This window comes from Vibrio zhugei (assembly GCF_003716875.1).
Classification (GTDB): Bacteria; Pseudomonadota; Gammaproteobacteria; order Enterobacterales; family Vibrionaceae; genus Vibrio; species Vibrio zhugei.
The window spans coordinates 2096713-2123261 of the sequence record NZ_CP033078.1 but is presented as its reverse complement, the minus strand read 5'-3'; the positions used below and the strand labels follow the sequence as shown (position 1 = coordinate 2123261).

The window sequence follows — 26549 nt, the reverse complement described above, 5'->3', positions numbered from 1 at the left end:
TGACCACAATTACGTTTTTTAGTATCCAAATTCATTGATTTAGCTGCTGAGTGAAGGATCACAATAGAACCACTCACGTATTGATAGACTGAGTCATTTTACCCAGTAAGTTGAGACGAAGTATGGATAAGAACTACCAAGTATCATTATTGTTTAACGCGAACAAAGCGTACGATCGACAAGTGATGGAAGGTATTGGCGATTATCTACATGCCAATCAATGTTGTTGGAATATTTATATTGAAGAGGACTTTACGACGAGCATTGAGCAGTTCAAATCCTGGAAGGGAGATGGCGTCATTGCTGATTTCGATAATCCTGCTTTGGAACAATTAATGATGGAAGCCGATATGCCTGTGGTTGGGGTCGGCGGCTCCTATGCGAACCCAGATCATTATCCGAAGGTTCCGTATGTGGCGACCGATAATAAGCAATTGGTGGTCATGGCATTCGAACATTTAAAAAGTAAAGGGTTGGAGCAATTTGCTTTTTATGGGATTCCTCAAGATTCATGGGAACGCTGGGCGATTGAGCGCGAAAATACGTTTATCGAGTTGATGGAGAATGAATCTTATGAGTATTCCATTTTTCACGGTAGCTCAACCAACTCTAAAACGTGGCAAGAGGATATGAACAACCTTGAAAGCTGGTTAAAAGGATTACCGATTCCAGTGGGTATCATTGCGGTGACCGATGCTCGGGCAAGGCATATTCTGCAAGTGTGTGACCAACTGAAAATACTGGTGCCTGAGCAGGTGGCGGTGATTGGTATTGATAATGAAGAAATGACCCGTTATCTGACGCGCGTCTCACTGAGCTCCGTGGCGCAAGGTACGCGAAGAATGGGCTATCAAGCGGCCAAGCTGCTCCATAATCTGTTAAACAAAACGCCCAATCGCTCAGGACAGCTACCGCGTATTTTGGTGCCACCAACGAAGGTGCTTCAACGGCAAAGTTCCGATTATCAAGGGGTGGACGATCCATACGTTGCCAACGCGTTGCATTACATTCGCCATCATGCGTGCAAAGGCATTAAGGTTGAACAGGTGCTCGATTATATCGGCATTTCTCGCACCAATTTGGAGGGGCGTTTTAAATCCTTACGGCAACACTCCATTCATCAAGAAATTCATCAAGCCAAACTGGAGCGAGCAGCGCAATTATTACGGGAAAGTGAATTACCGATTGCTGATATTTCTGAAGCGTGTGGCTACCCATCGATTCAATATCTGTATTCGGTCTTTAAAAAACATTACAGCCAAACACCGAAAGAATATCGGGTTTACTATCAAACTCAGAAAAACGTATAAACCATGCGAACGGTGATGGATGCCCTCCCATTGAAGGGCATCGTGAGTGGCTGCGGTTAGTGGTGAGCAACGACATCACTCGATTGATGATGCTGTTTGTCCCATAGTTGCTCAAGTTCTTCCAAGGAACGGCCTTTGGTTTCTGGTACCCAGCGGTAGATGAAGAACACGGTAAAGACCCCCATGGCGCCATAGAACCAGAATGGGAAACCGCCATTAAAGCTTTGGTAAATCATGCTGTCATGGTCATTCATCATCGGGAAGGTTTGTGATACGGCAAAGTTGGCGATCCACTGAGCGAATACGGCAATCGAGAGGGCTTTAGAGCGGATTTTATTCGGGAATATTTCCGATAAAAGTACCCACACAACGGGGCCCAGTGAGAGCGCAAATGCGGCGATGTAGAGTAATACGAAAATTAACAGGTAGCCACCAATGGCATTCATATAGGCGGCTGTGCCGATAGCAAACATACTGAGTGCCATCAAGGTGGCACCGATCATCATTAATGGTCGGCGACCAAATTTATCCACGGTAATGATGGCAATGACCGTAAACGTTAAATTGACCGCTCCGACCAGAATGGTTTGCAGTAACGCGATGTCGATGCTCGATGAACTGAACCCCTTCAGAATGGTAGGCGCATAGTAGAGAAACACGTTAATCCCAGTCACTTGTTGCAGCACACTTAGCATGATACCGATGACCAATACGCCCATGAAGCCACTGGCGGCAATCGAGACTCGGCTTTTGTCTTTCAGCGAGTCTTTGATGTCTTTCCATTGTGAATCGATATTACGACCGCTATTGAGCGCTTTTAGTAAATAATGCGCTTCATTATCGCGACCTTTCATAGCCAGCCAGCGTGGGGTTTCAGGAATGAAATACAAGAAGATTAAGAAAAAACCGGCTGGGATGGTTTCTGAGGCAAACATGTAGCGCCAGCCCGTGTTATAGAGCCAGGTTTCAGTACCTAGGAGCGCAATGCCGTAATTGACAAAGTAGACCACCAGCATACCAAAAATGATCGCAAACTGATTACACGCGACCAATCCGCCGCGACGATCGGGCGGCGACACTTCAGCGATATACATGGGCGACACCATGGACGCGAGACCGACACCGATACCACCGATGATGCGATAAATCACAAAGGTCCAGTAGTCATCAGGGATGGCCGAACCAATCGCAGAAATGAGAAAGAGTATGGCGGCGAGAATCAGAGCGCCGCGTCTTCCCCAGCGAGAGCTTGTCACACCAGATAGGATGGCGCCGACCACACAACCAATTAAGGCTGAGGATGCCGCAAAACCCAACTCGGTTGAGGTTAACTGAAAATAATTTTGTAGCGCGTCAGTAGCACCAGAGATTACCGCGGTATCATAACCGAATAGTAACCCCCCGAGAGCCACAACACTCGTCAATTGCATTACGCTTACCTTGGTGTTCATACTGTGAACCTCATTATTGTTTTGTATAGGGCTTGATGATTCTCAATGGGTTACGGGTGGAATGGTATTGCTGAAAAAAACATCGCTATTACGATATTTCACAAATGTGAATGAAGTGTAAAAATACAGCTTTTGTTGGCGAGAAGGACAATAAAACCATCAAAATGTGGCGCCATTCACGGTTGATAAATATATGAAATTTTATGAGAAAAAACGTAATTGTGATAATCCGTGATGACGACGACTATGAAGGTCAGTTAACCTAATAACGCAGAGGACATAGCGATGACTGACTTTTTCTCCAAGGTGAAACCTATTCAATTTGAAGGGACAGAAACCGATAACCCATTAGCATTTCGTCACTACGATGCCGACAAAATGATCTTAGGTAAATCCATGAAGGAACATTTACGGTTTGCCGTTTGTTATTGGCATAACATGACTTGGCCAGGTTCCGATGTGTTTGGTCAAGGCACCTTTGAGCGTCCATGGATGCGTGCCGGTGATGAAATGGAGTTAGCTCGCATGAAAGCCGATGCGGCGTTTGAGTTTTTTGCGAAACTCGGCACTCCTTATTACTGTTTTCATGATGTCGATGTGGCCCCTGAAGGACAATCCATTAAAGAATACGTTAATAATTTTGCAAAAATGGTGGATGTCTTAGGCAATAAACAAGAGGAAACGGGTCTCAAATTATTGTGGGGAACGGCGAACGCGTTTTCTAATCCTCGTTACATGGCTGGAGCAGGAAGTAACCCTGATCCTAAAGTGTTTGCCTACGCTGCGACTCAAATTTTCAATGCGATGAATGCAACGCAAAAACTGGGTGGTGAAAACTACGTACTTTGGGGGGGCCGTGAAGGATACGAAACCCTATTGAACACCAATCTGCGTCAAGAACGTCAGCAGCTCGGTCGTTTGATGCAAATGGTGGTTGAGCATAAACATAAAATTGGTTTCAAAGGCGCCATCTTAATCGAACCTAAACCGCAAGAACCGACCAAACATCAGTACGATTATGACGTTGCGTCTGTATATGGTTTCTTGAAAGATTTTGGATTAGAGAAAGAAATTCGTGTGAACATTGAGGCGAATCATGCCACGCTAGCGGGACACTCATTCCAACACGAAGTAGCTTATGCGGCTTCTCTGGATATTTTAGGCTCGATTGATGCAAACCGAGGTGACCCTCAACTAGGCTGGGATACGGATCAATTCCCAAATAGTGTGGAAGAAAATACCTTGGTCATGTACGAAATCCTCAAAGCGGGTGGCTTTACTACTGGTGGCTTTAACTTTGACGCACGTTTACGTCGTCCATCGATTGACGCAGAAGACTTGTTCCATGGTCATATCGGCGGTATGGATACAATGGCGCTGTCGTTAGAAAAAGCAGCCAAAATGATCGAGAACGACAAGTTGGCACATCTCGTTGCTCAGCGTTATGCTGGATGGAATGATACTTTAGGCCAAGACATTTTGAAGGGAGATTACTCGCTTGAGTCACTTGCTCAGTATGCGGTCGACAACAATATTCAGCCAGAAAAACACTCTGGTCAGCAAGAATACTTAGAAAATATCGTCAATAGCTACATTTATTAATCTTACCTCTTCATCTCCTCCCTGACATTGACGATAGGGAGGAGATGCCGTGTTCAGCAACGCCGACTTTTTACTTATATATGAAACTCATTGAGTTGCATTCAGACTGTGAATGAGTGATATGTGATCTCTTACCCAAAAAAAAGCCTTTTATTGAATGATTGATTAACGGTTTATGACCTCTGTGTAACAATCACCTGACATTGCTGTGTATAAAAATTAACCATAATTGGCAAGGGCACATTCCTCATGACGACTCCAAGTATTAACGGTGGGGATCTCAAAGCGACCGCATGGGAGCGACGTTTTGACTTGTTCGACCGTCTAGAAGCAAATAAAAAGGGACGAGTAGAAGTATTACAATCGGCAGCTTATAAAAGTTTGAATTGGCGTGAGCGCTGGTTAATCGGTTTTAATGCTTATGCGTTATTCGGTGGTTTCTTTTTTTATGTCATGAAGGGCATGCACATAAAAGCAGGCATCATGGCTTCGATGACCCTGCTCTGGGCTGCGTTACTTTCATGGCTCGAATATACGCTCGGCGTGACATTTCCATTACTGTGTTATTGGCTTCCTCTTAGTGTCATTGTCTCGCAATGGGCAAACTTTGATTATTATCGCAAGGTCACCATTGGCGAATCGTTATGGCCTAGTTGGCAGTCGATTCGGAGGGCCTCTCGTCACAAGGTCGTGATCAGTTTATTCATCGTCGCGGTACTATTGTTAAGTGGTGTCAGAGTATTTAGCCATTTTTATCAGCACGCTACGGCTCAAGCGATGAGCTCTGAGGATGCGATTGCAATTGAGTGCGGGATTAATAAAGTGTATGTGATGCCTCATGAACTCAATTTATTCGGTAAGGATGCCATCTGTAGCAATTTTTAGAACTCGCTAAGCACACTCAGGTTGAAACAATGCGCGCTGAAATGTGTAAAATGTCACCAACTGAATGATTATTTGAAGAGACCGCAGCTTTTTAAGTTGCGGTTTTTTTGTTGTTGATTGTTCTGTAAGTGGCAGAGATAGCAGGTGATTTTTATTTTTATTGAATTTATATGCAGAGTTGTAATGGTTTTTATAGAGAAGAAAGACATTAAATTACTTTAATCATTAAAAAATACTGTGATAAACTCTCATCCATACTTCATTGTTTTGCAATTATTTGCATTTTTAGTCATTTATCTTGTGTGGTGTCACATCCTGTTTCCGATACCCCACAGACCAATTTTCGTCAGGAGCTTTCCCCGATGTTTTACGGATATGGAGGCATAATTTGGCAAGGTACGTTAGTAACTATTCAATTATCGTTGTTATCGATGTTGGTTGCTTTTGTCCTTGGGCTGATTGCCGCAATTGCTAAATTATTTGGTTCTAGAATACTCGCTTGGGTTGCGGATGTGTACACCACACTGATCCGGGGTATTCCTGATCTGGTATTGATGCTGGTGATTTTCTATGGCTTGCAAATTGGCTTAAACCATATCACCGAGTATTTCCATCTGGATCAAATTGATATTGATCCATTTTCTGCCGGCGTGATCACCATTGGGTTTATTTACGGTGCGTATTTTACCGAGACATTCCGTGGGGCATTTTTGACGGTCGGTAAAGGGCAAATCGAAGCGGGGACGGCTTATGGTTTTACGCCTCGCCAAGTGTTTCAAAAAATCATCTTTCCACAAATGATGCGCTTTGCGCTCCCCGGCTTATCCAATAATTGGCTGATTACCATGAAAGCGACTGCATTAGTCTCAATCATTGGCTTACAAGATGTGGTCAAAGTGACTCAAGATGCAGGAAAAGGAACATATCAGTTCTTTTATTTTACTGTGGTGGCTGGCGCGATTTATTTGGCGTTTACCACGTTATCAAATCTGGTGTTTTGGTGGCTAGGACGAGTGTATTCTACCGGTAAGAAAAAGGCTGAGTTATGATTGAGATTCTCCAACAATATGGCCTGAGCTTTCTGTGGACCGACGGTTATAAATTTACCGGGGTGGCCGTGACGTTATGGCTTTTAGTGATTTCTGTATCGATTGGTTTTTGTATCTCGGTACCACTATCCGTCGCGCGTGTGTCGAAATATAAGTTATTGTCTTGGCCAGTATGGTTATTTTCTTATGTGTTTCGTGGTACGCCGCTCTATGTACAATTGCTGATTTGTTACTCTGGCATGTACACCTTGGGGTTTGTGCGCGATTCCGAATTTTTAAGCTGGTTTTTCCGCAGTGGTTATAACTGTGCGCTATTGGCGTTGGTACTCAATACCTGCGCTTACACCACAGAAATCTTTGCCGGTTCGATTCGTGAAACCGATGCAGGCGAAGTCGAAGCGGCACGCGCCTACGGTTTCTCGACTTGGAAACTCTACGTTAAAATTATTTTACCGGCATCGTTACGCCGCGCGATGCCCGCGTATAGCAACGAAGTGATCATGATGTTGCACTCTACATCATTGGCGTTCGCCGCTACGGTTCCGGATATTTTAAAAATTGCCCGTGACGTTAACTCAGCAACCTATATGCCGTTTCATGCCTATGGGATAGCGGCCGTTATTTACTTAGTGATTTCTTTTGTTTTAATTCGTTTATTTAAACGCGCAGAAAAACGGTGGCTGAAACACCTAGCGCCCGCGTCACAGAAGGCATAGTGAGGATATAATGACAACTTCAAAACTCGCAGTCACCGATCTGCACAAAAAATATGGTAGCCATGAAGTCCTAAAAGGCATCTCGTTAGAAGCGAAAGCGGGCGATGTGATCAGCATCATTGGTTCATCGGGTTCCGGTAAAAGTACTTTTCTACGCTGTTTGAACTTTTTAGAAAAGCCAAGTAGCGGTAGCATTTATATCAATGGCAATGAGATTGCCATGAAAAAAGACGCCAATGGTGAGTTAAATGTTCTGAATAAAAAAGAGCTGCAAAAAATGCGGACTCAGCTCACCATGGTATTCCAGCACTTTAATTTGTGGGAACACATGACCGTGTTGGAAAATGTCATCGCTGCTCCTGTCAACGTATTAAAGATGTCGAAACCGGCTGCGATTGAACGTGCTAAGGCATACTTACAAGAAGTGGGCATTGATGAGCGAGCACATGATCAATATCCTGCCCAGTTATCGGGTGGGCAACAACAACGGGTGTCTATTGCTCGAGCGCTGACCATGGAGCCGGAAGTGTTATTGTTTGATGAGCCGACGTCTGCGCTGGATCCTGAGCTGGTGGGAGAAGTGCTAAAAATCATGCAAAAACTTGCGGAAGAAGGGAAAACGATGGTGGTGGTGACTCATGAAATGGGCTTCGCTCGCCATGTGTCTAATCACGTTGTCTTTTTGCATCAAGGTAAAATTGAAGAACAAGGCGCTCCGCAAGATGTGTTAGAAAATCCGCAGAGTGAGCGTTTACAGCAATTTTTATCGGGCGCACTAAAGTAAGTAAAGTAATACGTTTAGGCGCGAGAGTAAAAAGGCCTGACACACGGTGTCAGGCCTTTTTTCGTGCAATTCAACCGAGGGTTAGCGCGTTTTACGCCGGAAGAGATGCAAGCGTTGACCAAATACGTTAATCAACGCTCCAGAGACAATCAATGCGCCGCCGATATAGGTCCAGCCAGATGGGATTTCCTTAAACCAAACGATGCCTATCAAAATGGAAAAAACAATTTGGATATAAGCAAAGGCTGACGCCCGCCCAGCATCTTGAGTTTGCATCGCTTTGGTAAATCCTAATTGGCCAATTTGCGTGCAGACGCCAACCATAATAAGCATGAGCGATACATGCCATTCTGGCCATACAAAATCGGGTAGCATGATGACAGTCGAAATGGGAAGCGCCACCAGTGGGAAATAAAAAATAATGACCGAACTGTCTTCCGTGTTGCTGAGTTTTTTGACAATCACATAGGCGATAGAGCTACCAAATGCCCCAATAATGGCAATGCCGACACTAAATAAAGAGACAGGGATCGCGGCAGATCCTTGAAGGTCAGGTTGCAACATGGCATAGAGCCCGAGAAGACACAGTGCAATACAAATAAGGGTCGGCGCATGGATACGTTCTTTGAGAAAAATAACCGCGAGTATCGCCGTAAAAACAGGGTGTGTGTATTGCAAAATTGTGGCTTGTGCTAAGGGCAGATTAGAGATGGCGTAATAGACACACATCAAAGACATGGTGCCCACCGCCCCCCGAGCAAACAGCAATGGCTTGTTATTGCCCCAAATCGAAATGCCTTTACGGCGCACATCGGTATAACTAATGATGAGCGACACTAAGGCACGGGCGGCAACAATCTCGAAAACAGGAATGCCATAGTTATGGACGCCTTTCACAAAGGCAGACATAAAAGAAAACCCCAAAGCGGAGAAAAAGATAAAACGCACGCCAATGGGGAACAGGGGCGCTTTTGAGTTCACGGGATCCATATAATTACAATTCGGCTATAAAAAAACGCTACTTTAGCTGGGATGGCAGAAAATGTCTTGTTTTTTCCCTGTCACATTGACCGCATCTGCAAAGACGGTTTTTGGAAAAAATGTGACCTTGCTCCACTTGAATGGCACTCTGACATACCTATGACGGCAAAAAAGAGGAATTATTACAAAACCTAGGTAAAATCCACACCGTCAATAAAACAGTTAATGGTTAGGCACGACATAACAATGATGTATCAAACGACTCGGCAAGCAGAGCAGGCTTACTCTGATTTTAGCCAAGTTGAAGAGAATGAGCATTCGTCCACGGCATCCCAAACTTTGTCATCACAAGGTTATAACACCTCAAATAATGTCCGTAGTTTAAGCAATGATGCGCCTCTTTTACTTCACAATCAGAATCCTAAACCCACATTGCTTACCTCTGTGGAGGAGACGCGTGCGCGCAGTTCACACATAACTCATCATGACGCGGCTTCACACCCGCAGGTGGTAAAGGGCGCATTGCGCTCACACCAACAGGATCACCCACACACGACACCGTCAGTTCGGCCGGATTTCACCGATGAAGTCAAACCGCTGCGCTATGAGTTTAGTTTTGAAGTGGCGTGTTCTGAGCAAGCGCTCATCAATAACGTCGGTTGCTCTTTTATGATTGGTAAGACGGTTCGAGAGCCGATGCTGGGCCAATGGCACAAAGCGCCATCCAGCTTTGGCACTAAGTATACCATTCATACCGCCTACAATGAGCCGAAGCAGTTAATGGTACAAGTCGGTTCTGCGCCGATGGGGCTGACCATTAACCACAGTGTGAGGCTGGAAGAAGTCGGTGCTGACCGAGTGCGTGATAGCTTTGTTCCTGTGATTCCGGCTGTTCAGCATGGTGATTACTTAGGGTTGCCAACCAAAGGCTATTATTATCACATATGTAACCGTCGTTTGATTCAAGAGTATAAAATCCTAGGTGGAGAGAAGTGGAGCTTTTATGCGACGCGTTCGACTCATGAGGTCCTTGACCAGCGCCGAGGTTACAATCGTTATCAAAATGCCATTTTACTGTTTTGGAAGTTACGGGGTCATCTCGTGCGTCAGCAGCACTTGGTGTACTTAGAGAAGCAAATCACGCGAGACCAACTTGATAACCTGGATGAAGATTGGTTGAACACTCACGGCGTTCCGATTGATGTGCCAGCCTTGCTGAAATCTCATCATTCAACCTACGAACGCCCAAGAATGACCACCTCCGGTGACGTTGCCAGTGTCGGCACCATAAGCCACTTTGTACAAAATAAACTCGGTACCAATGAGCGTGAAGGTTGGAATGACATTGCGCAAAAGTACGGTTTATCACCCAAAGAATTGTTGGATCTGAACCCGAAATACCAAGCGAACCCCGGTGCATTGCAAGTCGGTGATGAGATTTTGATTGCGGATGCAACAGAAAAAGCGATGCAGGGCTATAACGCGTATTCGTTACCCAAGCATCCGCCCCAGCGTTATAACCGAGCGAGCCATTCACGCTATCGGTATCCCTCGTCTTTGCTTGAAGGGACACACCTACGCTCGATCAATAACAGCAGTGTGATTGATGATGAACTGCCTATCGTGAATGTTCGGCAATGGCACTAAGGCAGAGCCCGTTACATATTCAGCTTACCGCGCAGTGATTTCTTTTCACTGCGTTTTTTTTTGTTATCAACCCGACGGATTTTTGAAGCGCGTGTCGGCCGGGTAGGTCGACGGGTTTTTTGTACCACCATCGCCGCTTGAATGAATTCAACCAGCCGTTTTTGCGCGTCTTCGCGGTTTTGTTCTTGAGTGCGAAAGGACTGGGCTTTAATCACCAGCACGCCGTCTTTGGAGAGGCGGGAATCGTTGGATGCCAGTAAGCGTTGTTTGTAGACATCGGGCAAGGTCGAATGGGCAATATCAAAGCGTAAATGGATCGCGGTCGCCACTTTATTGACGTTTTGTCCACCATTGCCCGCAGAGCGAATCGCGGTCATTTGTATTTCCCAATCTGCTAACGAGACGGTATTTGAAATTTTCAGCATAGGGACACAGTGTAAAGAGAAAACGCGATTGTATAGTGTCGTGTTTCAATGGTCAAAACGGCGGGAGTGGCAGAAAGGCCCTACACGAGAGTAACCAAGTAGGGCACGAAGACATAAGGTTCTGAATTAGCAAGGCAACGCTTGCCCGGTTCCTGACAGATCACGTAAATTCACGACAATCATGTCGTCTTTCAGTAATGATGGCGTATTGATGGATTTCAATTGGCCTGAAATCAGATACCGCTCATTGAGTGAATAGTGGACATGACGAGGATGGTTGAGTGTCGCAGGGGGTGTTTCTGGTCGTTCTAATTGGCGACTCTGCGGTGTCTGGTCCGAGGTTGTCGAATGTTGGAGTTCAAGGAGCTTCGCTGGATCAATACTGACGGCATATTGCGCCAGCCATTCCGGTGTGACCGCGTGCAGTTGTTCGTAGGTGAGGGGCGCTAGCGTATACAAGAGCGATTGCCCGCTAACCTTTTGCCCGTCTCGCTGCCAATATAATAAAATCGCGGATTGATATTTATTGGCGCCTGCTTCAGAGTCGAGATGATGGGCGTTGGAGTGCGTTGCAAAAAAACTCCAGTTGCCACGGCCAACAATTTTATACTCTTGAATCAATGTATTATGCAAAAAATGATAATAATATCCGACAGTAGGTAAGCCCAAACGAGGCCCGAATTGGACAGCGGGCACCACGGGAATAAAGGCCTCTTTGACATGTTGAGACCCCACTTTATGTAATTGAACCGGAGAGCAGGAGATGCCCAGTTGCATGGGACCTAAGGTCGCGAGCAATTTGCGAGGCTCGTCTTCAAACGCTGTTGCGGTGTAGCGAGTCCCTCTGGGAGTGGTTGTTTTCTCCCAATGACTAATGGTCGATTCATGGGTGGAGCGACTGAGTGCGAACGAGCAACATACATTGGTGACAAAAGAATGATCAGAGCAGCCAACTTCAAAACAATATTCGAAGTCGGCTTTAGGCGGGCTAGTATTACGCGCGAGCTGCACTGGCTCTGGCTCATATTCCGCAACAGGATCATTGGTTAAAGGAACAGGCGTGGCTTCTTTACTGGCTTGCTCTTTCTCTTGTGCCGCATTAATACAATGCTGGAGCGCATTTTGAACGGCTTTATCCACGGCGGGGCGAGCTTTTTCGTTAATGCACCACACTTGTTTATCTTCGGTGTTTTTCTTGCGATGTAATAGGGGTAACACTGGGCTTTTACATAAGAGGACGTAATCTCCGGATTGTAGTTGCTCGCGGAGCACAGGCACATCACCCTGGGGGGCAATAGACGTCAGCACATCATCGTGGAGCGCTTCAAACCCTGCTTCAATCATATCGAACTCATAAGTCATCAGTTCGCTCACAGGTACAACTCGATAGGTCACAGCATGTACTCTTTATTTCCAAACATTGTACTAACTTAACAAACCAAAGTATGGGTAATACCAGAGTAATGTCGGGGCTGTGTAGTTTTAAGATAAAACTATCGCCTGCCTATTGATAGATGTCATAACGGGCACTGATGGGTGCCCGGTACTCCCAGTTATGACTCTACGCCACCAGAACCAAATGCTTCGCTATGTATCCGCGCTTCATCGATCCCCAATTGACGTAACTCGGTTAGGTAGCGTTGCATGAACCCAGTTGGGCCGCACACATAAAAATCGGCGTTGTGATAATCACTCGGGAGCACGGTTTCTAATGTAAACGGCCCAGGTTCAGCGTGATTTTGTGGCGCGGCGCCATCATCATAAAAATAGCGCACTGAGAATTGTGGCGTGGGGAGGTTGTCTGTCCATGCTTTAAAGGCATGCACATGCTCTGAACGTGCACGGTGAATAAAGTGTACTTGTTGCTGACTCTCGCTTGCGTTAATGGCGTCACTGATGGCTATCATCGGCGTGATACCGACGCCGCCGCTTAACAAAACGACGGGCCGCTGCGAGGTGTTGTCCCAAAAGAACTCGCCATAAGGGGCGGAAACATCGATGATGGCACCCTCTGTATACTCATTATGCAAGCGATTAGACACCACGCCTTTGGGGTGATTATCAAGCGCGGGCTCTTTTTTGACTGAGATACGTAAGTGTTCATGATTCGGCGCTTGCGAAAGGCTATATTGGCGAGGCTGATACAGGCCAGTTTCGTTAATAAAGAGCCGGATACTAATGTATTGCCCTGGCCGATAGGCAGGGAGTGTGCCTTGATCGCATGGTGTGAGATAGAAAGAGGTGATTTCGTCACTTTCTTTCACCTTTTTCGCGATTTTGAACGGACGCCACCCTGTCCATCCGTAGTTATCACTGATCGATGTTTGATACAGTTGCGCTTCGACCTGAATAAATAAATCCGCCAGTTGTTGATAGGCCGCCGTCCATGCGTCGAGTAATTCTTGGCTAGCGGCATCGCCCAGCACTTCTTCGATCGAGGCTAATAAGTGCTTACCGACAATCGAATATTGCTCAGCACGAATACCTAAGCTGGTGTGTTTATGGGCAATCCGCTGGACAACGTGGTTGAGCACCGAGGGATCATCGATGTTTTCGGCATACGCGAGGACGGCATTCGCCAATGCGCGTTGTTGGCGACCTTGTTGTTGATGCACTTGGTTAAAGATATTTTTGAGTTCAGGGTTATGTGTCAACATGCGCTGATAAAAGTGACTGGTTAGCGCAACACCATTGTCACGTAATACGGGGACCGTCGCTTTGACTAGAGCAATCTGTTGTTCGTTCATTGAAGGCATCCTGTGATTGGTAAGAAAGTCATGATGCGTGTTCCATCATGTTACTACTTTGAATACTCAAGCTTTGTGCCATGTTATAAGTAATTAATTTTATTTGATTTTATTAAATTAAATGGTATTTTTTACCTTAACTAATGCGGTAAAAAATACCCTAAAGGTAAAAAAGACCATGCTGGAAATATTCAATGCTCAATTACTGAACCAAGATCGCCTGCTTACCGAGCGCTTACAACAATTGGTGACTGACATTCAAGAGTCGTTAGCGTGCAGTGCGGTGGGCGTGTTACAGCTTGATGGCGAGCAATTAAAACCGCTCGCTTTGACTGGCGTGGTATCGACCACCATGGGACGACGTTTTACCATTCAAGAGCATCCTCGGTTGGCGCGTATTCTCGCGAGTCGCGAGTTAGTGCATTTTACTGAGCAATGCGTGTTACCCGATCCTTATGATGGATTACTCGATACCTATCAAGGTCGCCCGTTGCCTGTGCATGATTGTATGGGGATCAGTTTATGGTTAAATGATGCCTTGTGGGGCGTGTTAACGTTAGATTCGCTCGAACGAGGCCACTTTACCGAGGCGCAGCGAGCTTTGATCCCCGCGGTAGCGCGCTATTGTGAAGCCATCATCAAAGTTGGGGAGTTGGAACGTGAAGTGCAAGCGTTACGGCGTTACCAAGGGAAAGTCATACCAGAAAAGTTGACGACAGAGAGTGCGCCTGAATTGATTGGTGACGATGACTGTATCCGCACCTTATTAAAAGAGCTTGATATTGTGGCCGATTCGGAATTGTCTGTGTTGTTAACCGGTGAGACTGGCGTCGGGAAAGAACTGTTTGCTCACCGGCTACATCGCCACTCGCCGCGTGCCAACCAACGATTAGTGCATGTTAATTGCGCCGCCATTCCGGATAATTTAGTTGAAAGTGAACTCTTTGGTCACAAAAAAGGCGCGTTTTCAGGGGCTTTGCTCGATCGTGCTGGGCGGATCGAAGCTGCCCATGGCAGTACGTTATTTTTGGATGAAATCGGCGAGCTACCACTGTTAGCACAGGCGAAACTATTGCGCGTATTACAAAATGGTGAGATTCAACGAGTCGGCGCGGATCAGATAAAAAAAGTGGACGTTCGCGTGGTCGCGGCGACTAATCGTGATTTACAGGCCATGGTGAAAAGCGGCGATTTTCGAGCTGATCTCTATCACAGATTATCGGTATACCCTGTCGACATTCCGCCTTTAAGGCAGCGCGGCAACGATATTTTATTATTGGCGGGTTACTTTATTGAGCTTAATCGTAGCCGTTTTGGATTTCGCAGTTTACGCATCTCGCCAGACGCTGAGCAGATGCTTTTGCACTATCGCTGGCCGGGAAACATTCGTGAACTCGAGCACGTGATCAGTCGCGCGGCGTTAAGAACGGTGAGTGAAGGGGCGGATAAACGCACCATCGTCACGATAACGCCATTACACCTAGATAACGAGTTACGTGCGCCATCGGGATTGATGGCTATAGATGATATGCCGCTGCGTGAACCATCATCGGCAGGTGATATGTTACCTTTGAAAGCGGCGACGGACCGTTTTCAAGCTACCCATATCAGGCGGGCGTTAGGGTATACCCAAGACAACTGGGCGCAAGCCGCCAAATTATTAGGAATAGATGCCAGTAACTTACACAAATTAGCCAAACGTCTGGCGCTTAAGTCGTCACGATGAGTGCGGTTAACTAAGTTATTGAACAGCTCTCGACGAACGGGCAAAGAGAGCGGAGAGCAAAGTCGGCGTGAAGACAGTGAGTACAAAGAGATTGCACTCACTAGAATCATTAAGCGAGCGTCACCGCACCTTTTGATAACCCTTCACTCACGCGCACACGCACGGACTGGGCTTCTGGGTTATGATCTTTCACCAGCGTTGCAATATGCTTAGAAATGTTTTCGATGGAGGGTTCACCTTGCACCGCTTCAACTAATTGGTTGGGAATGTGCACTTCAAACTCACCCTGAGAGGCGTGATAACGCACTGTTGAACGCTCGTCACCCACCACCACATCGTTACGATTAAAAAAGTGTTTACCGTTAAGCGAGCTCGCTATCCAATCGTGATTTTTGCGACATGGTTGACCATCAATTTGAATCTCGAGATCGGAGCTATGGCCATGAATGATACGCTGGCAATTACCATCATGTAACTTGAGTCCATGATTATATTGGAAACTTGCAGTCGTGCTGCGCGTTAACGTAATCTCAAATTCAAATTCAGGCATCGCTTGCGAAAATTTGCTCAATAGATAGTGTTTAATATCCGTAATGTAGTCTGCAGAAGCCATCGGAATTGCACAAAACATGACACTTGGGCCTTGGGCATTAATCATCCCACCCGATACTGGAAACTCCCCTAAGCTGCGATCATTATGATGGGTTAGATAGCGACTATCACACACTAAACGGTGATCCACTTCTTCATCACAAATATACTTCAGTTTTGGTTTAATTTTTCCAAAATCAGAGATCATCCCTGTCTCGTTTTCCTCTCCGGTCACCATGACACTAAGAGAAATGCTATCTCCCTTGATATCTGTACCGTCATACACCGAAAAGTCGATAGCGGTCAGATCATCAATATACATCGCAGTTTTCACACGAATACCTCTCTTAAAAAATAGCTCGCAAGCTAAAACGCAAGCGATTGTGGATAAACTTACGGTGTTTTTCAAGTTAGTTCTAAGTGCAAAAGTGGCAAACGCCTTAAATAGCAAGGCTTATACCGAAGAAAAATCATAACTATCAATAGGTTTAGCTAAATTGCTAAGGCGGGATAATAAATACTGATAATCGAAACGCGGCGCAACATAGTGGCAAGCCAATGATGCAATTTCGCGCTGAGTGTGTCTATGAGCCACAAGAAGACCGCGTAATGACAAGGGTGACATTACGCGGATCGTTGCTAGAGCTTAAATTTTTTGACTAAGGTGTCGAGGCTGTTGGAGAGTGATTGCAAACTTTCGCTCGATTCTGTCAACTGATCAGCAATGTGTGTGGTTTCTGTCGATAATTGATTAATTTCCATAATATGCGTGTTCATTTGATTCACGACCATGGATTGTTCCTCTGTCGCAGTGGCAACTTGAATATTCATATCGCTGATTTGACTCACATTGTCAGTAATGCTTTGTAAAATGACACTGGCTTTTTCCGCTTGCTCAACCACTTCCGACCCTTGTTTTTGGCTCGCTTCGGTTGCCGCAAAGGTTTTTTTCGAGGTGACTTGCAGTTCACCGATCATGTCTTTGATTTGATTGGCTGATTGCGCCGAGCGCGTGGCGAGGTTGCGGACTTCATCGGCAACCACGGCAAATCCTCGGCCTTGCTCTCCAGCGCGCGCCGCTTCAATCGCCGCATTGAGTGCCAGTAAATTCGTTTGCTCAGAAATACCTTGAATCGTATCGAGGATACTGCCAATCGAGTCGGTTTTTTGCGCCAGTGAGTCAATCTCGGTTCCAACGTTATTGAGCCGGTCTGAAAGCACCATAATCTCACTACGCGCACTGTTCACTTGGTTGGCGCCTTCATGAGCATTACTATCCGCTTGTTTCGCAGCGTCCGAGGCTTGCGAGGCGTTATGAGCAATGTCACTAATCGACACACCCATTTGGTTAATCGCGGTGGCAATCATGGTGGCGCGCTCATTTTCATGAACACAGTTTTTATGAGTCAGGTTCGCGCGCTCTGACACTTCAAGCGCGGTTTGAGCCAGCGCGCGGGAGTTATTCATAACGCTAGTAATTACTTCATTAAAGCTGGACATAAAGCGATTGAATGAATGCGCAATATCGACAAACTCGTCACTACCAGACAAGGTAATTTGGGTGGTAAGATCCAAGTTTTTTGATGCTTGGCTAATATTGGTTTGCAGCACTTTAACGCGTTTATTCAAGCGTCTAGTAATCAATCCAACGAACAATAATGAAGCCGCTAGCGCGATGCCAGTGAATAGCCACATACGCAAACGAGAATCTTGGTATTGTTGCTCACTATTTTGAAAGCTTTGCTGGCCATTTGCCAATAGTCGATCGAGGATATCATCCGCTTGCTTGCGCATATCGCCGTAGGCATCGCGATATTTGTCCATATAAATTTTGCGAGCTAATGTAATATCATTGTTATCAAAAGCTTGGATCATCGGTAAAAACACTTCTTGGCGTGCCCGTTCAAAGCGTTCTTGCAATGTTTTCATCATTTTTTGCGCTTGCGGATCGACTTGGGCATCGTAAGCATCTTGCATCGCTTTGGCAACGGCAGGAAGATCTTCATTTCTTAAATCATTTAAGTGAGGAAGAATGCCTTCTTTTCGCTCCATTCCTGGTAGCGGATTTAAAAACATGACATCAATACCCACGCGCATGCGGGGAATCAACGACGCAACACTCGCCATGGAGCGCATCGGCTTGTTGGTATTTTTGGTGAGCAGACGAGTTTCATTTTGTAAGTTTTCCATACTGTGTATGCCCGACATACTGACCACGATCAGAATGGCGCAAGGGATCGCTACTAACGCCATTAACTGAGTTTTCAAGTTCATTTTATTGATAATCACGTTTCTCTCCAATGCTCAACGTCTGCACATGTTGGGCTGTACGTTGATTGGTTATCTTATCCATATCCAATATCGACACGACGCGTAATGATGGCGTGTATACGTATCGACATAACCTTTCATTTAGTATCGATCATAATTTGGATATTGCTCTATAATCTGCACGTCTTTTTTATAACTACTTGAAAATATTGTATTTCATTTATATGATATAAATCATGAAGTTACTGTTTTTTAAAAGGTTTGAAGAGCAAATGTGATCGTCATCTCACTATATTGCGTGTGGGTAGGAGCGGCATAGAATTAAGCGTACGTCATTCACTTTATTTGGCGCGAGGGCAACGCCAAATAAAGTGAGTCAATCAAGGTGAATCCTTGTATCTTTCGAATTAGAGCTTAAATTGGGCCACTAATTCATGCTGCTGGCTGGAAAGTTGGGCTTGTTCTTTCGCTGCCAGTGTAATTTGTTTGCTCGTTTCCGCACTGACATCGGCAAGATCATTAATGGTACGAATGTTGATCGCAATCTCATTGGTGGCGGCCACTTGTTGATTGGCTGCAGCCGACACCTGATTACACATATCCGTAATGGAGTCGATGGCACGGTTGATTGCTTCGAGATTTTCTTTGACTGAATGAGTTTGTTGCGATGAGTGCTTAACATGCTCAAACGAGGCTTCGATAATCTCAGACACTTGGCCTGCTTCGGATTGAAAACGCGCGACCATATCGGCAATTTGCTGCGTCGATTTTTGCGTGCGCTGCGCCAGACTGCGCACTTCATCAGCAACCACGGCAAAACCCCGTCCTTGCTCACCTGCGCGAGCCGCCTCGATTGCCGCATTTAGCGCCAGTAAGTTCGTTTGTTCTGCAATGCCTTTGATGACATCGACAATATTATTGATTTCTTGGCTAGCGTCGCGTAGCTCAATAACCTGCGTATTCGCGCCAGACATTTGTTCATGCAGCGTATTCATGTTTTGCGCGTTGCTTTCCACTATATCCATACCGTTATGGGACAGTTGGGAGGCCTCATTGGCGGCATCAGCGGTGTGAGTGGTATTGGTCGCAATTTCATTGACTGTGGCGGTCATTTCTTCCGTTGCGGTGGCCGCTTGTGAGGTTTCTAAGCTTTGTTTTTCTAAGCTATTGGTATTCTCAGCGATTGAAATACTGGTTTGCTCGGCTGCGGCGGATAACTGTACGCTGCTGTCGGTAATCTGCTTGAGCATATGACGAATAATTGCCAGCATGTCATTAAACCCTTGTGCGCTGCGCCCAAGTTCATCGGTTGAGTTAACATCGGCCTGTAAAGTCAGATCTTTGGTTTGCGAAACCGTATTGATGGTGTTGGCTAAGCTCATTGTCTGATGAATTAACAGGCGCGCGACATACACACACAATACCGTGGTGATGATGATTAATACGCCGATAAATATCAGGCTAAAATAGATGAATCGCTGCGCTTGGCTGTGAATCGATTGCACCATAGTGCTGGCTTCTTGCGCTAAGCCATCTTCTAACGCTTTCATTTGATTGATTCTGTCCGTTGCTGCGTCAAACCATTCTGGACCTGAAACGCCAAAATTACCGGTGACAAATTTATCATTGGCGATGGCGCGGATCGCTTTGACTCGCTTACCTGCGGGGCTAGAGCGTAGGTTTTCAAGTTGTTGTAATTGACTTGGTGAGGCAAATTGCTCAAATGATGTCAGGTACGCATTTTGATAAGACTCTAAGGTGACAAATTTTTGATAAGCGCCGGGGTTAAATGCGTCATTGGATAACGCGATATTGAGTAATGCGCGCTCTTTACCCGCCGCTTCTTTGGCTTGTAAAAAGGTATAATAATTACGCAATTTACTGGTGAGTTGCCCATAGGTGGACATGTCAGCAATGGTACCACTGAGCGCTAACAGTGATGTGTTGAGATCAGTATAAAACTGCGCCGCTTGCGCCGCGGATAGTGACAGTGCGTCAACCTGTTTACGTAGTTCAGGTAAGCGTTCTAAACCGCGTAACACGCTTTGCATGCTTTGTGTGACTTGAGGATAGGCCGAGCGTAAACGCTCAGTGATTGCCTCATTCAGTGCGGTGGCTTGCAAAATCGTGTCGGTCGCTTGGCGTTGTTGCTGCATTTTATTGGCAAAGCTCTTGCCGTTGGAGCCCACAAAGCCTGACGTGGTACCTCGTTCTTTTTGTAATTCATGCACAATGAGATTGCCCTTAATCGATAGCCGCACTAACGCTTGGATATCGTTGGCTAACTGATTATCTTGATAAGCATTTTTTAATATCATCCCAGAAAATACGATGGCGCCGATGATAGGGGGTATGATTAATAATAAAAGTTTTTTTCTAAACGATAGGTTTTTTATAATATCCATAATAACTCGTAGAAATTTAAGAAATACGCTGTCCTATTGTTAATATAACGCATAGTTGGTTAGTTTCTATATGTTTGTTAAAAAATATTGTTTTTTATGGTCACGTTCTAAATGGTCTATGGCTTAGCTTGATATTTAATGATGAATAAGTTGTTAACAAGATATCATAATGTGAAGAAAATCATGGTTTATATTTATCAACTAGTTAGTCAATGTGGGAGGTTATTTTTGTCAATGAATGACGCACAAATAGCGCTGAATATTGCGTTACATTAGGTATCAATAAAAGCGATTAAGTTAACTACTCCCAAATAAAACATTTGTGTTAATGTAAGCTCTCCTTAAATATTTATTTATAGAAAATTAATAAAAATCAACTAGTAATGATTAACTGTCTAATACTACTTAGGGAGTATATGCATCATTAAGGTCAGCGCTTATTCATAATAATATTGATATGTATCAATAAGTCTATTGCTTGGAATCGATAAAAGTTCTTCATAATTAATCAATAGGAAGGACGCTACCATGTCTCGTACCAAGCATGATGATACTCACTCCAGTAAAATATTAACGCGTTGGCAACCCGATGATACGCAGTTTTGGGAAGAGCAAGGTGCGCACATTGCTAAACGCAATTTATGGATCTCCATACCCTGCTTACTGCTGTCATTTTGTGTGTGGATGTTATTTTCAGCCGTGGCCGTTAATCTCAATCAAGTCGGCTTTAATTTCACCACGGATCAATTGTTTTTATTGACGGCGTTGCCAGCCGTGACCGGAGCGATTGGTCGGATACCGTATTCATTTATTGTGCCCGTCGTAGGGGGGCGCAGATGGACCGTATTCAGTACGCTTATTTTGACTGTGCCTTGTTTATGGCTTGCCTATGCCATCGAACACCCACAAACGCCTTTTGAGCAGTTTGTCCTCATCGCCTTATTGTGTGGGATTGCTGGGGCAAATTTTGCGTCGAGTATGTCAAATATTAGCTTTTTCTATCCCAAAGCTCAGCAAGGCAAAGCGCTGGGGCTCAATGGCGGACTTGGTAACCTTGGGGTCAGTGTGATGCAGCTTTTGGTGCCTCTTGTGGTCTCGATAGGCCTGTTTGGTGGCATGACATCGGGCATCTTACAGCCATCTGGCAAGGTGTTATATTTAGCCAATGCCGCATTGGTTTGGGTGCCGTTTCTGATTGTCGTGTCGTTGTGTGCTTGGTTTGGCATGAATGATATTCAATCGGCACAAGCTTCCATTCGCCAGCAGCTCCCCGTTCTCAAAGAGCCACATTTGTGGGGCTTAAGTCTGCTTTATTTGGCAACGTTTGGCTCCTTTATTGGCTTTTCCGCCGGGTTTTCAATGCTTTCAAAAACCCAATTTCCTCAGCATGACATTCTGTCGTATATGTTTTTAGGACCTTTGGTTGGCGCTTTGGCACGGCCTTTAGGAGGCACGCTTTCTGACCGCTTAGGTGGCATCCGCGTGACACTCGTGAACTTTATTGCCATGGCGCTCCTAACCGCGGCGGTATTTATGACTCTGCCGTCGGCCTCTAACGCCGGATCATTTTATCTTTTCTTTATTATTTTCATGGGCTTGTTCATTACTTCCGGCTTAGGCAGTGGCTCAACCTTTCAGATGATTGCGGTCATTTTTCGTCAAATTTCGACCGACAAAGCGCGTATCGCTGGATTAGCAGCAGAGGCCGCGCAGCGTAAAGCGAGTACGGATTCGGCCGCTGCATTAGGTTTTATTTCAGCCATCGGCGCGATTGGCGGATTCTTCATTCCGCGCGCGTTCGGCTTATCCCTTGCCATGACTGGCTCACCATTGACCGCGATGAAAATCTTTCTTGGTTTCTATATCAGTTGCATTTTTATCACTTGGTGGGTGTATGGGCGGCGGTTAGATCGTTTAGCCACCAAAAAAACCCGGGTTGAATCGTAACTACTCCCTAATAGCTGTGCGCGTTTCTGTACACCTCTTTGCGTGAAAAAATTTTCTTTAAATTTTATTAAAATCAAGTATTTAAATAAAAATAGCACACTACTTCTTAAGGAGTAGTGTGCACGCAGGGAGCGTGATAAGCACGGGTGGGTTTGATGTGTATCAAAAAGTCATAGAGGTCGACGTTTATTCTTACCGGCATCGTTCATTTCATTAATTATTACGTAGCAACTCGCTACCACTCGATATAAAGGAGAAAGCGCCATGAGTAAATTTCTGGATCGTTTTCGCTATTTTAAACAGCGCGGTACGACATTTTCTAACGGTCATGGGCAATCCTATGATGTAAACCGTGACTGGGAAAATGCCTATCGTCATCGTTGGCAGCACGATAAAGTGGTGCGTTCAACTCATGGTGTTAACTGTACGGGATCATGCAGTTGGCAAATCTTTGTCAAAAATGGCTTAGTGACATGGGAAATGCAGCAAACCGATTACCCACGCACCCGGCCCGATATGCCCAACCATGAGCCGCGCGGTTGCCCGCGTGGGGCAAGTTATTCTTGGTACCTCTACAGCGCTAACCGTGTGAAATACCCCATGATTCGGCAAGAATTGTTAGAGTTGTGGCGTGATGCTCAGCGTGAACATGCGGATCCTGTGGATGCATGGGCGTCCATTGTTGAAGACCCATGCAAAACCTCACGTTATAAAAAAGCCCGTGGCCGCGGGGGTATGATTCGTGCCACTTGGCAAGAAATGAATGAGTTGATTGCCGCATCGAATGTGTATACGGCCAAAACACACGGCCCGGATCGCGTGGTGGGATTTTCGCCGATCCCTGCCATGTCGATGGTCTCGTATTCGTCTGGCGCGCGATATTTATCGTTAATTGGTGGCACCACCTTAAGTTTTTACGATTGGTACTGTGACTTACCGCCCGCCTCGCCGATGACGTGGGGAGAGCAGACCGATGTTCCCGAATCTGCAGATTGGTATAACTCAAGCTTTATCATGGCGTGGGGCTCTAACGTGCCGCAAACGCGCACGCCCGATGCGCACTTTTTTACAGAGGTGCGTTATAAAGGCACGAAAACCGTTGCTGTCAGCCCAGATTATTCAGAAGTGGCGAAATTATCCGATGAGTGGCTAAACCCTAAGCAAGGCACGGATAGCGCACTGGCATTAGCCATGGGGCACGTTATTCTCACTGAGTTTCATCACCAGCGAACCGTCCCTTACTTTCGCGAGTATCTGCGCCGTTACTCCGATATGCCCATGCTGGTTATGTTAGAGGAAACCACACCAGGGGCGTATACCGCAGGGCGTTTCTTACGCGCTGCGGATATAGACGATGCCTTAGGCGAGCACAATAATCCAGAATGGAAAACCCTAGCGCTGACCGAGCACACCCAACAGCTAGTGGTGCCGCAAGGGTCGATTGGCTTTCGTTGGGGAGAAAAAGGCCGCTGGAATTTAGAAACCGTGACTGGGCCGGATCAGCAAGAGCGGGTGTTAGCTTTAGGGATTGAGTCGCCCGATGATTATGCCTGCGTTCAGTTTCCATACTTTGGTGGCAATGAATCGGATCATTTTGATTCAGTGACGTTATCGGATGTCATTGATCACCAAGTGCCGTATACATACATCACGCTCGCCGATGGAAAACGCGCCAAAGTCACCACCGTATACGATTTGATGCTGGCAAATTATGGCGTGGAACGCGGGTTTGATGATGCCGCGTGCGCAAAACAGTATGACGACATCAAGGCATATTCGCCCGCGTGGGGAGAGGCGATTACTGGCGTGGACCGCAAGCGGATCATTCAGTTGGCACGCGAGTTTGCCAGTAACGCGGAAAAAACACGCGGCCGTTCGATGATTATTGTCGGTGCTGGCGTCAATCACTGGTATCACATGGATATGTCATACCGCGCCATGATTAACATGCTGGTATTTTGTGGGTGTGTCGGTCAAAGTGGCGGTGGCTGGGCTCACTATGTGGGCCAAGAAAAACTGCGCCCACAAACTGGATGGCTACCGCTAAGCTTTGCACTAGATTGGCAAAAGCCGCCTCGTCAGATGAACTCTACGTCTTATTTTTACAATCATTCCAGCCAATGGCGCTATGAAACCGTTAATACGAGCGATTTGTTATCCCCACTCGCCGATAAGCAGCGTTACAGCGCGCACTTAATTGATCTTAATATTAAGTCAGAACGTATGGGGTGGTTACCGTCCGCTCCGCAACTCAATGTCAATCCGCTCACCATTGCCAAGCAAGCACAAACCGCGGGGATGGATCCGGTCGATTATACGGTCGCGTCATTAAAAGATGGCTCGATCCGTTTTGCCTGTGAGCAGCCCGAACAACACTATCCGCGTAATATGTTCATTTGGCGCAGTAACTTACTGGGATCGTCCGGTAAAGGGCATGAATATATGCTCAAATATTTATTGGGCACTGAACATGGTATTCAAGGCAAAGATTTAGGCAGCTACGCCGACACTCGCCCCCACGAACTTGATTGGCAAGACACGGCAACAGAAGGTAAGTTAGATTTAGTCGTGACACTGGATTTTCGCATGTCGAGCACCTGCCTTTATTCTGACATCGTGTTACCAACCGCAACATGGTATGAAAAAAACGACATGAATACCTCGGATATGCATCCCTTTATTCATCCGTTTTCAAAAGCCGTGGATCCGGCTTGGGAAGCGAAATCCGATTGGGATATTTATCGGGATATTGCCAAGAGTTTCTCGCAAGTGTGCCAAGGGCATTTGGGCGTAGAAACGGATATGGTGACGTTAGCCAACCAGCATGATAGTGACAGTGAAATTGCCCAAGCCTATACGGGGGCCGATTGGCGGCATGGGGAATGCGAGCTTATTCCGGGCAAAACAGGGCCTAAGATCATTCCCGTGCAACGTGATTACCCCAATACAGGCGCGCGTTTTTGTTCTGTGGGGCCACTACTTGATGAGCAAGGAAATGGTGGCAAAGGCATTCGCTGGAATACGCAAACAGAAATTGAGTTACTGAAAAAGCTCAATCGCGTGCACACCTCGGGCGCCACAGCAGGAAGACCAAAACTGGAATCGGCCATTGATGCCGCAGAAATGATCCTCACGTTGGCACCAGAAACCAATGGCGAAGTCGCGGTTAAAGCGTGGCAAGCGTTGAGTGATATTACAGGGCGTGAGCATACGCATTTAGCGCGCAGCAAAGCCGATGAAAAAATTCGCTTTCACGACATTCAAGCGCAGCCACGCAAAATCATTTCCAGCCCAACGTGGTCAGGGCTAGAAGATGAACACGTCTCATACAATGCCTGTTATACCAATGTGCATGAACTCATTCCGTGGCGCACACTCACCGGTCGCCAACAATTATATCAAGATCATCAGTGGATGCGTGATTTTGGGGAAAGCTTAGTCGTTTATCGGCCACCGATTGATACGCAAGCGATCCGCCAAGTTGAGCAGCGTCGTGATAATGGTCAACCTGAGTTAGCACTGAACTTTATTACGCCGCACCAAAAGTGGGGAATCCATTCCACCTATAGCGATAACTTGCTGATGCTGACGCTCTCGCGCGGGGGACCGATTGTGTGGATAAGTGAAGTGGATGCACAAACGCTCAATATTCAAGATAACGATTGGCTCGAAGCTTATAACGCCAATGGGGCATTAACCGCACGCGCGGTGGTCAGTCAGCGGGTGCCGCAAGGTATGGTGATGATGTATCACGCTCAAGAACGCTTGGTCAATATTCCCGGCTCAGAAGTGACAGGGCAACGAGGTGGCATTCATAACTCGGTGACCCGGATTTGTCCCAAACCTACCCATATGATTGGCGGCTATGCCCAGCAAAGCTATGGCTTTAATTATTATGGAACGGTGGGCTCAAACCGCGATGAATTTGTGGTGATTCGCCGCATGCACCGTGTCGATTGGTTGGATGACGAGTACTCGTCAAGCCAGACACAACCCACCTGTCAGTAGGAGA

18 protein-coding genes are annotated in these 26549 nt (G+C 46.1%); 10 read left to right on the top strand and 8 right to left on the bottom strand.

The window, feature by feature from the left end:
* Positions 1-122: 122 nt before the first annotated feature.
* Positions 123-1310 (top strand): XylR family transcriptional regulator, encoded by a 1188-nt coding sequence (locus EAE30_RS15035; RefSeq protein ID WP_123016649.1) that lies wholly within the window; start codon positions 123-125, stop codon positions 1308-1310.
* Between the two features lie 56 nt (positions 1311-1366).
* Here the strand turns inward: EAE30_RS15035 and EAE30_RS15030 are convergent, their stop codons facing one another.
* Positions 1367-2761, bottom strand: a complete 1395-nt coding sequence (locus EAE30_RS15030; RefSeq protein ID WP_123016648.1) for a sugar porter family MFS transporter — start codon at positions 2759-2761, stop codon at positions 1367-1369.
* Between the two features lie 285 nt (positions 2762-3046).
* On the opposite strand from EAE30_RS15030, the gene xylA reads away from it, so the two are divergent.
* From xylA to hisP, 5 genes are all read left to right on the top strand, one after another.
* Positions 3047-4363, top strand: coding sequence for a xylose isomerase (xylA, locus tag EAE30_RS15025; protein WP_123016647.1), 1317 nt, complete (start codon positions 3047-3049; stop codon positions 4361-4363).
* A gap of 249 nt (positions 4364-4612) precedes the next feature.
* Positions 4613-5248 carry a hypothetical protein gene (locus tag EAE30_RS15020; protein WP_123016646.1) on the top strand — a complete coding sequence of 212 codons (636 nt, stop codon included), beginning with the start codon at positions 4613-4615 and terminating at the stop codon, positions 5246-5248.
* Positions 5249-5610: 362 nt separating this feature from the next.
* Complete coding sequence (locus EAE30_RS15015) at positions 5611-6297, top strand: ABC transporter permease (protein WP_123016645.1); 687 nt, start codon at positions 5611-5613, stop codon at positions 6295-6297.
* Entirely contained in the window at positions 6294-7013 is a 720-nt protein-coding gene (locus tag EAE30_RS15010; protein ID WP_123016644.1) for an ABC transporter permease, read from the top strand. The genes EAE30_RS15015 and EAE30_RS15010 overlap by 4 nt, the downstream gene beginning before the upstream one ends.
* Positions 7014-7023: 10 nt before the next feature.
* Positions 7024-7797, top strand: coding sequence for a histidine ABC transporter ATP-binding protein HisP (gene hisP / locus EAE30_RS15005; protein ID WP_123016643.1), 774 nt, complete (start codon positions 7024-7026; stop codon positions 7795-7797).
* An 81-nt stretch (positions 7798-7878) separates the two neighbouring features.
* Here the strand turns inward: hisP and EAE30_RS15000 are convergent, their stop codons facing one another.
* Complete coding sequence (locus EAE30_RS15000; RefSeq protein WP_277871343.1) at positions 7879-8778, bottom strand: DMT family transporter; 900 nt, start codon at positions 8776-8778, stop codon at positions 7879-7881.
* Positions 8779-9024: 246 nt separating this feature from the next.
* On the opposite strand from EAE30_RS15000, the gene EAE30_RS14995 reads away from it, so the two are divergent.
* Positions 9025-10425 carry a LysM peptidoglycan-binding domain-containing protein gene (locus EAE30_RS14995; protein ID WP_164711877.1) on the top strand — a complete coding sequence of 467 codons (1401 nt, stop codon included), beginning with the start codon at positions 9025-9027 and terminating at the stop codon, positions 10423-10425.
* An 11-nt stretch (positions 10426-10436) separates the two neighbouring features.
* Here EAE30_RS14995 and arfB read toward each other — a convergent pair whose 3' ends face one another.
* The 3 genes from arfB to hmpA form a co-directional block, all read right to left on the bottom strand.
* Complete coding sequence (arfB, locus tag EAE30_RS14990) at positions 10437-10850, bottom strand: alternative ribosome rescue aminoacyl-tRNA hydrolase ArfB (protein ID WP_123016640.1); 414 nt, start codon at positions 10848-10850, stop codon at positions 10437-10439.
* A 126-nt stretch (positions 10851-10976) separates the two neighbouring features.
* Complete coding sequence (locus EAE30_RS14985) at positions 10977-12245, bottom strand: hypothetical protein (RefSeq protein ID WP_123016639.1); 1269 nt, start codon at positions 12243-12245, stop codon at positions 10977-10979.
* Positions 12246-12403: 158 nt separating this feature from the next.
* Positions 12404-13606: an NO-inducible flavohemoprotein gene (gene hmpA, locus EAE30_RS14980; RefSeq protein WP_261809134.1), complete on the bottom strand. Its 1203-nt coding sequence runs from the start codon at positions 13604-13606 to the stop codon at positions 12404-12406.
* 169 nt (positions 13607-13775) lie between these two features.
* Here hmpA and norR point away from each other — a divergent pair, with 169 nt between their 5' ends.
* Positions 13776-15323 (top strand): nitric oxide reductase transcriptional regulator NorR, encoded by a 1548-nt coding sequence (norR, locus tag EAE30_RS14975; RefSeq protein WP_123016637.1) that lies wholly within the window; start codon positions 13776-13778, stop codon positions 15321-15323.
* A gap of 109 nt (positions 15324-15432) precedes the next feature.
* On the opposite strand, the gene EAE30_RS14970 is transcribed toward norR, so the two are convergent.
* The 3 genes from EAE30_RS14970 to EAE30_RS14960 form a co-directional block, all read right to left on the bottom strand.
* Complete coding sequence (locus EAE30_RS14970) at positions 15433-16248, bottom strand: 6-carboxytetrahydropterin synthase (RefSeq protein ID WP_123016636.1); 816 nt, start codon at positions 16246-16248, stop codon at positions 15433-15435.
* A 305-nt stretch (positions 16249-16553) separates the two neighbouring features.
* Positions 16554-18203, bottom strand: coding sequence for a methyl-accepting chemotaxis protein (locus EAE30_RS14965; RefSeq protein WP_123016635.1), 1650 nt, complete (start codon positions 18201-18203; stop codon positions 16554-16556).
* A gap of 389 nt (positions 18204-18592) precedes the next feature.
* Positions 18593-20590 carry a methyl-accepting chemotaxis protein gene (locus tag EAE30_RS14960; RefSeq protein WP_123016634.1) on the bottom strand — a complete coding sequence of 666 codons (1998 nt, stop codon included), beginning with the start codon at positions 20588-20590 and terminating at the stop codon, positions 18593-18595.
* A gap of 528 nt (positions 20591-21118) precedes the next feature.
* Here EAE30_RS14960 and EAE30_RS14955 point away from each other — a divergent pair.
* A complete protein-coding gene (locus tag EAE30_RS14955) occupies positions 21119-22537 on the top strand; it encodes a NarK family nitrate/nitrite MFS transporter (protein ID WP_164711876.1) in 1419 nt (472 codons plus the stop codon).
* Between the two features lie 264 nt (positions 22538-22801).
* Positions 22802-26545, top strand: coding sequence for a nitrate reductase subunit alpha (locus EAE30_RS14950; protein ID WP_123016632.1), 3744 nt, complete (start codon positions 22802-22804; stop codon positions 26543-26545).
* Positions 26546-26549 lie beyond the last annotated feature (4 nt).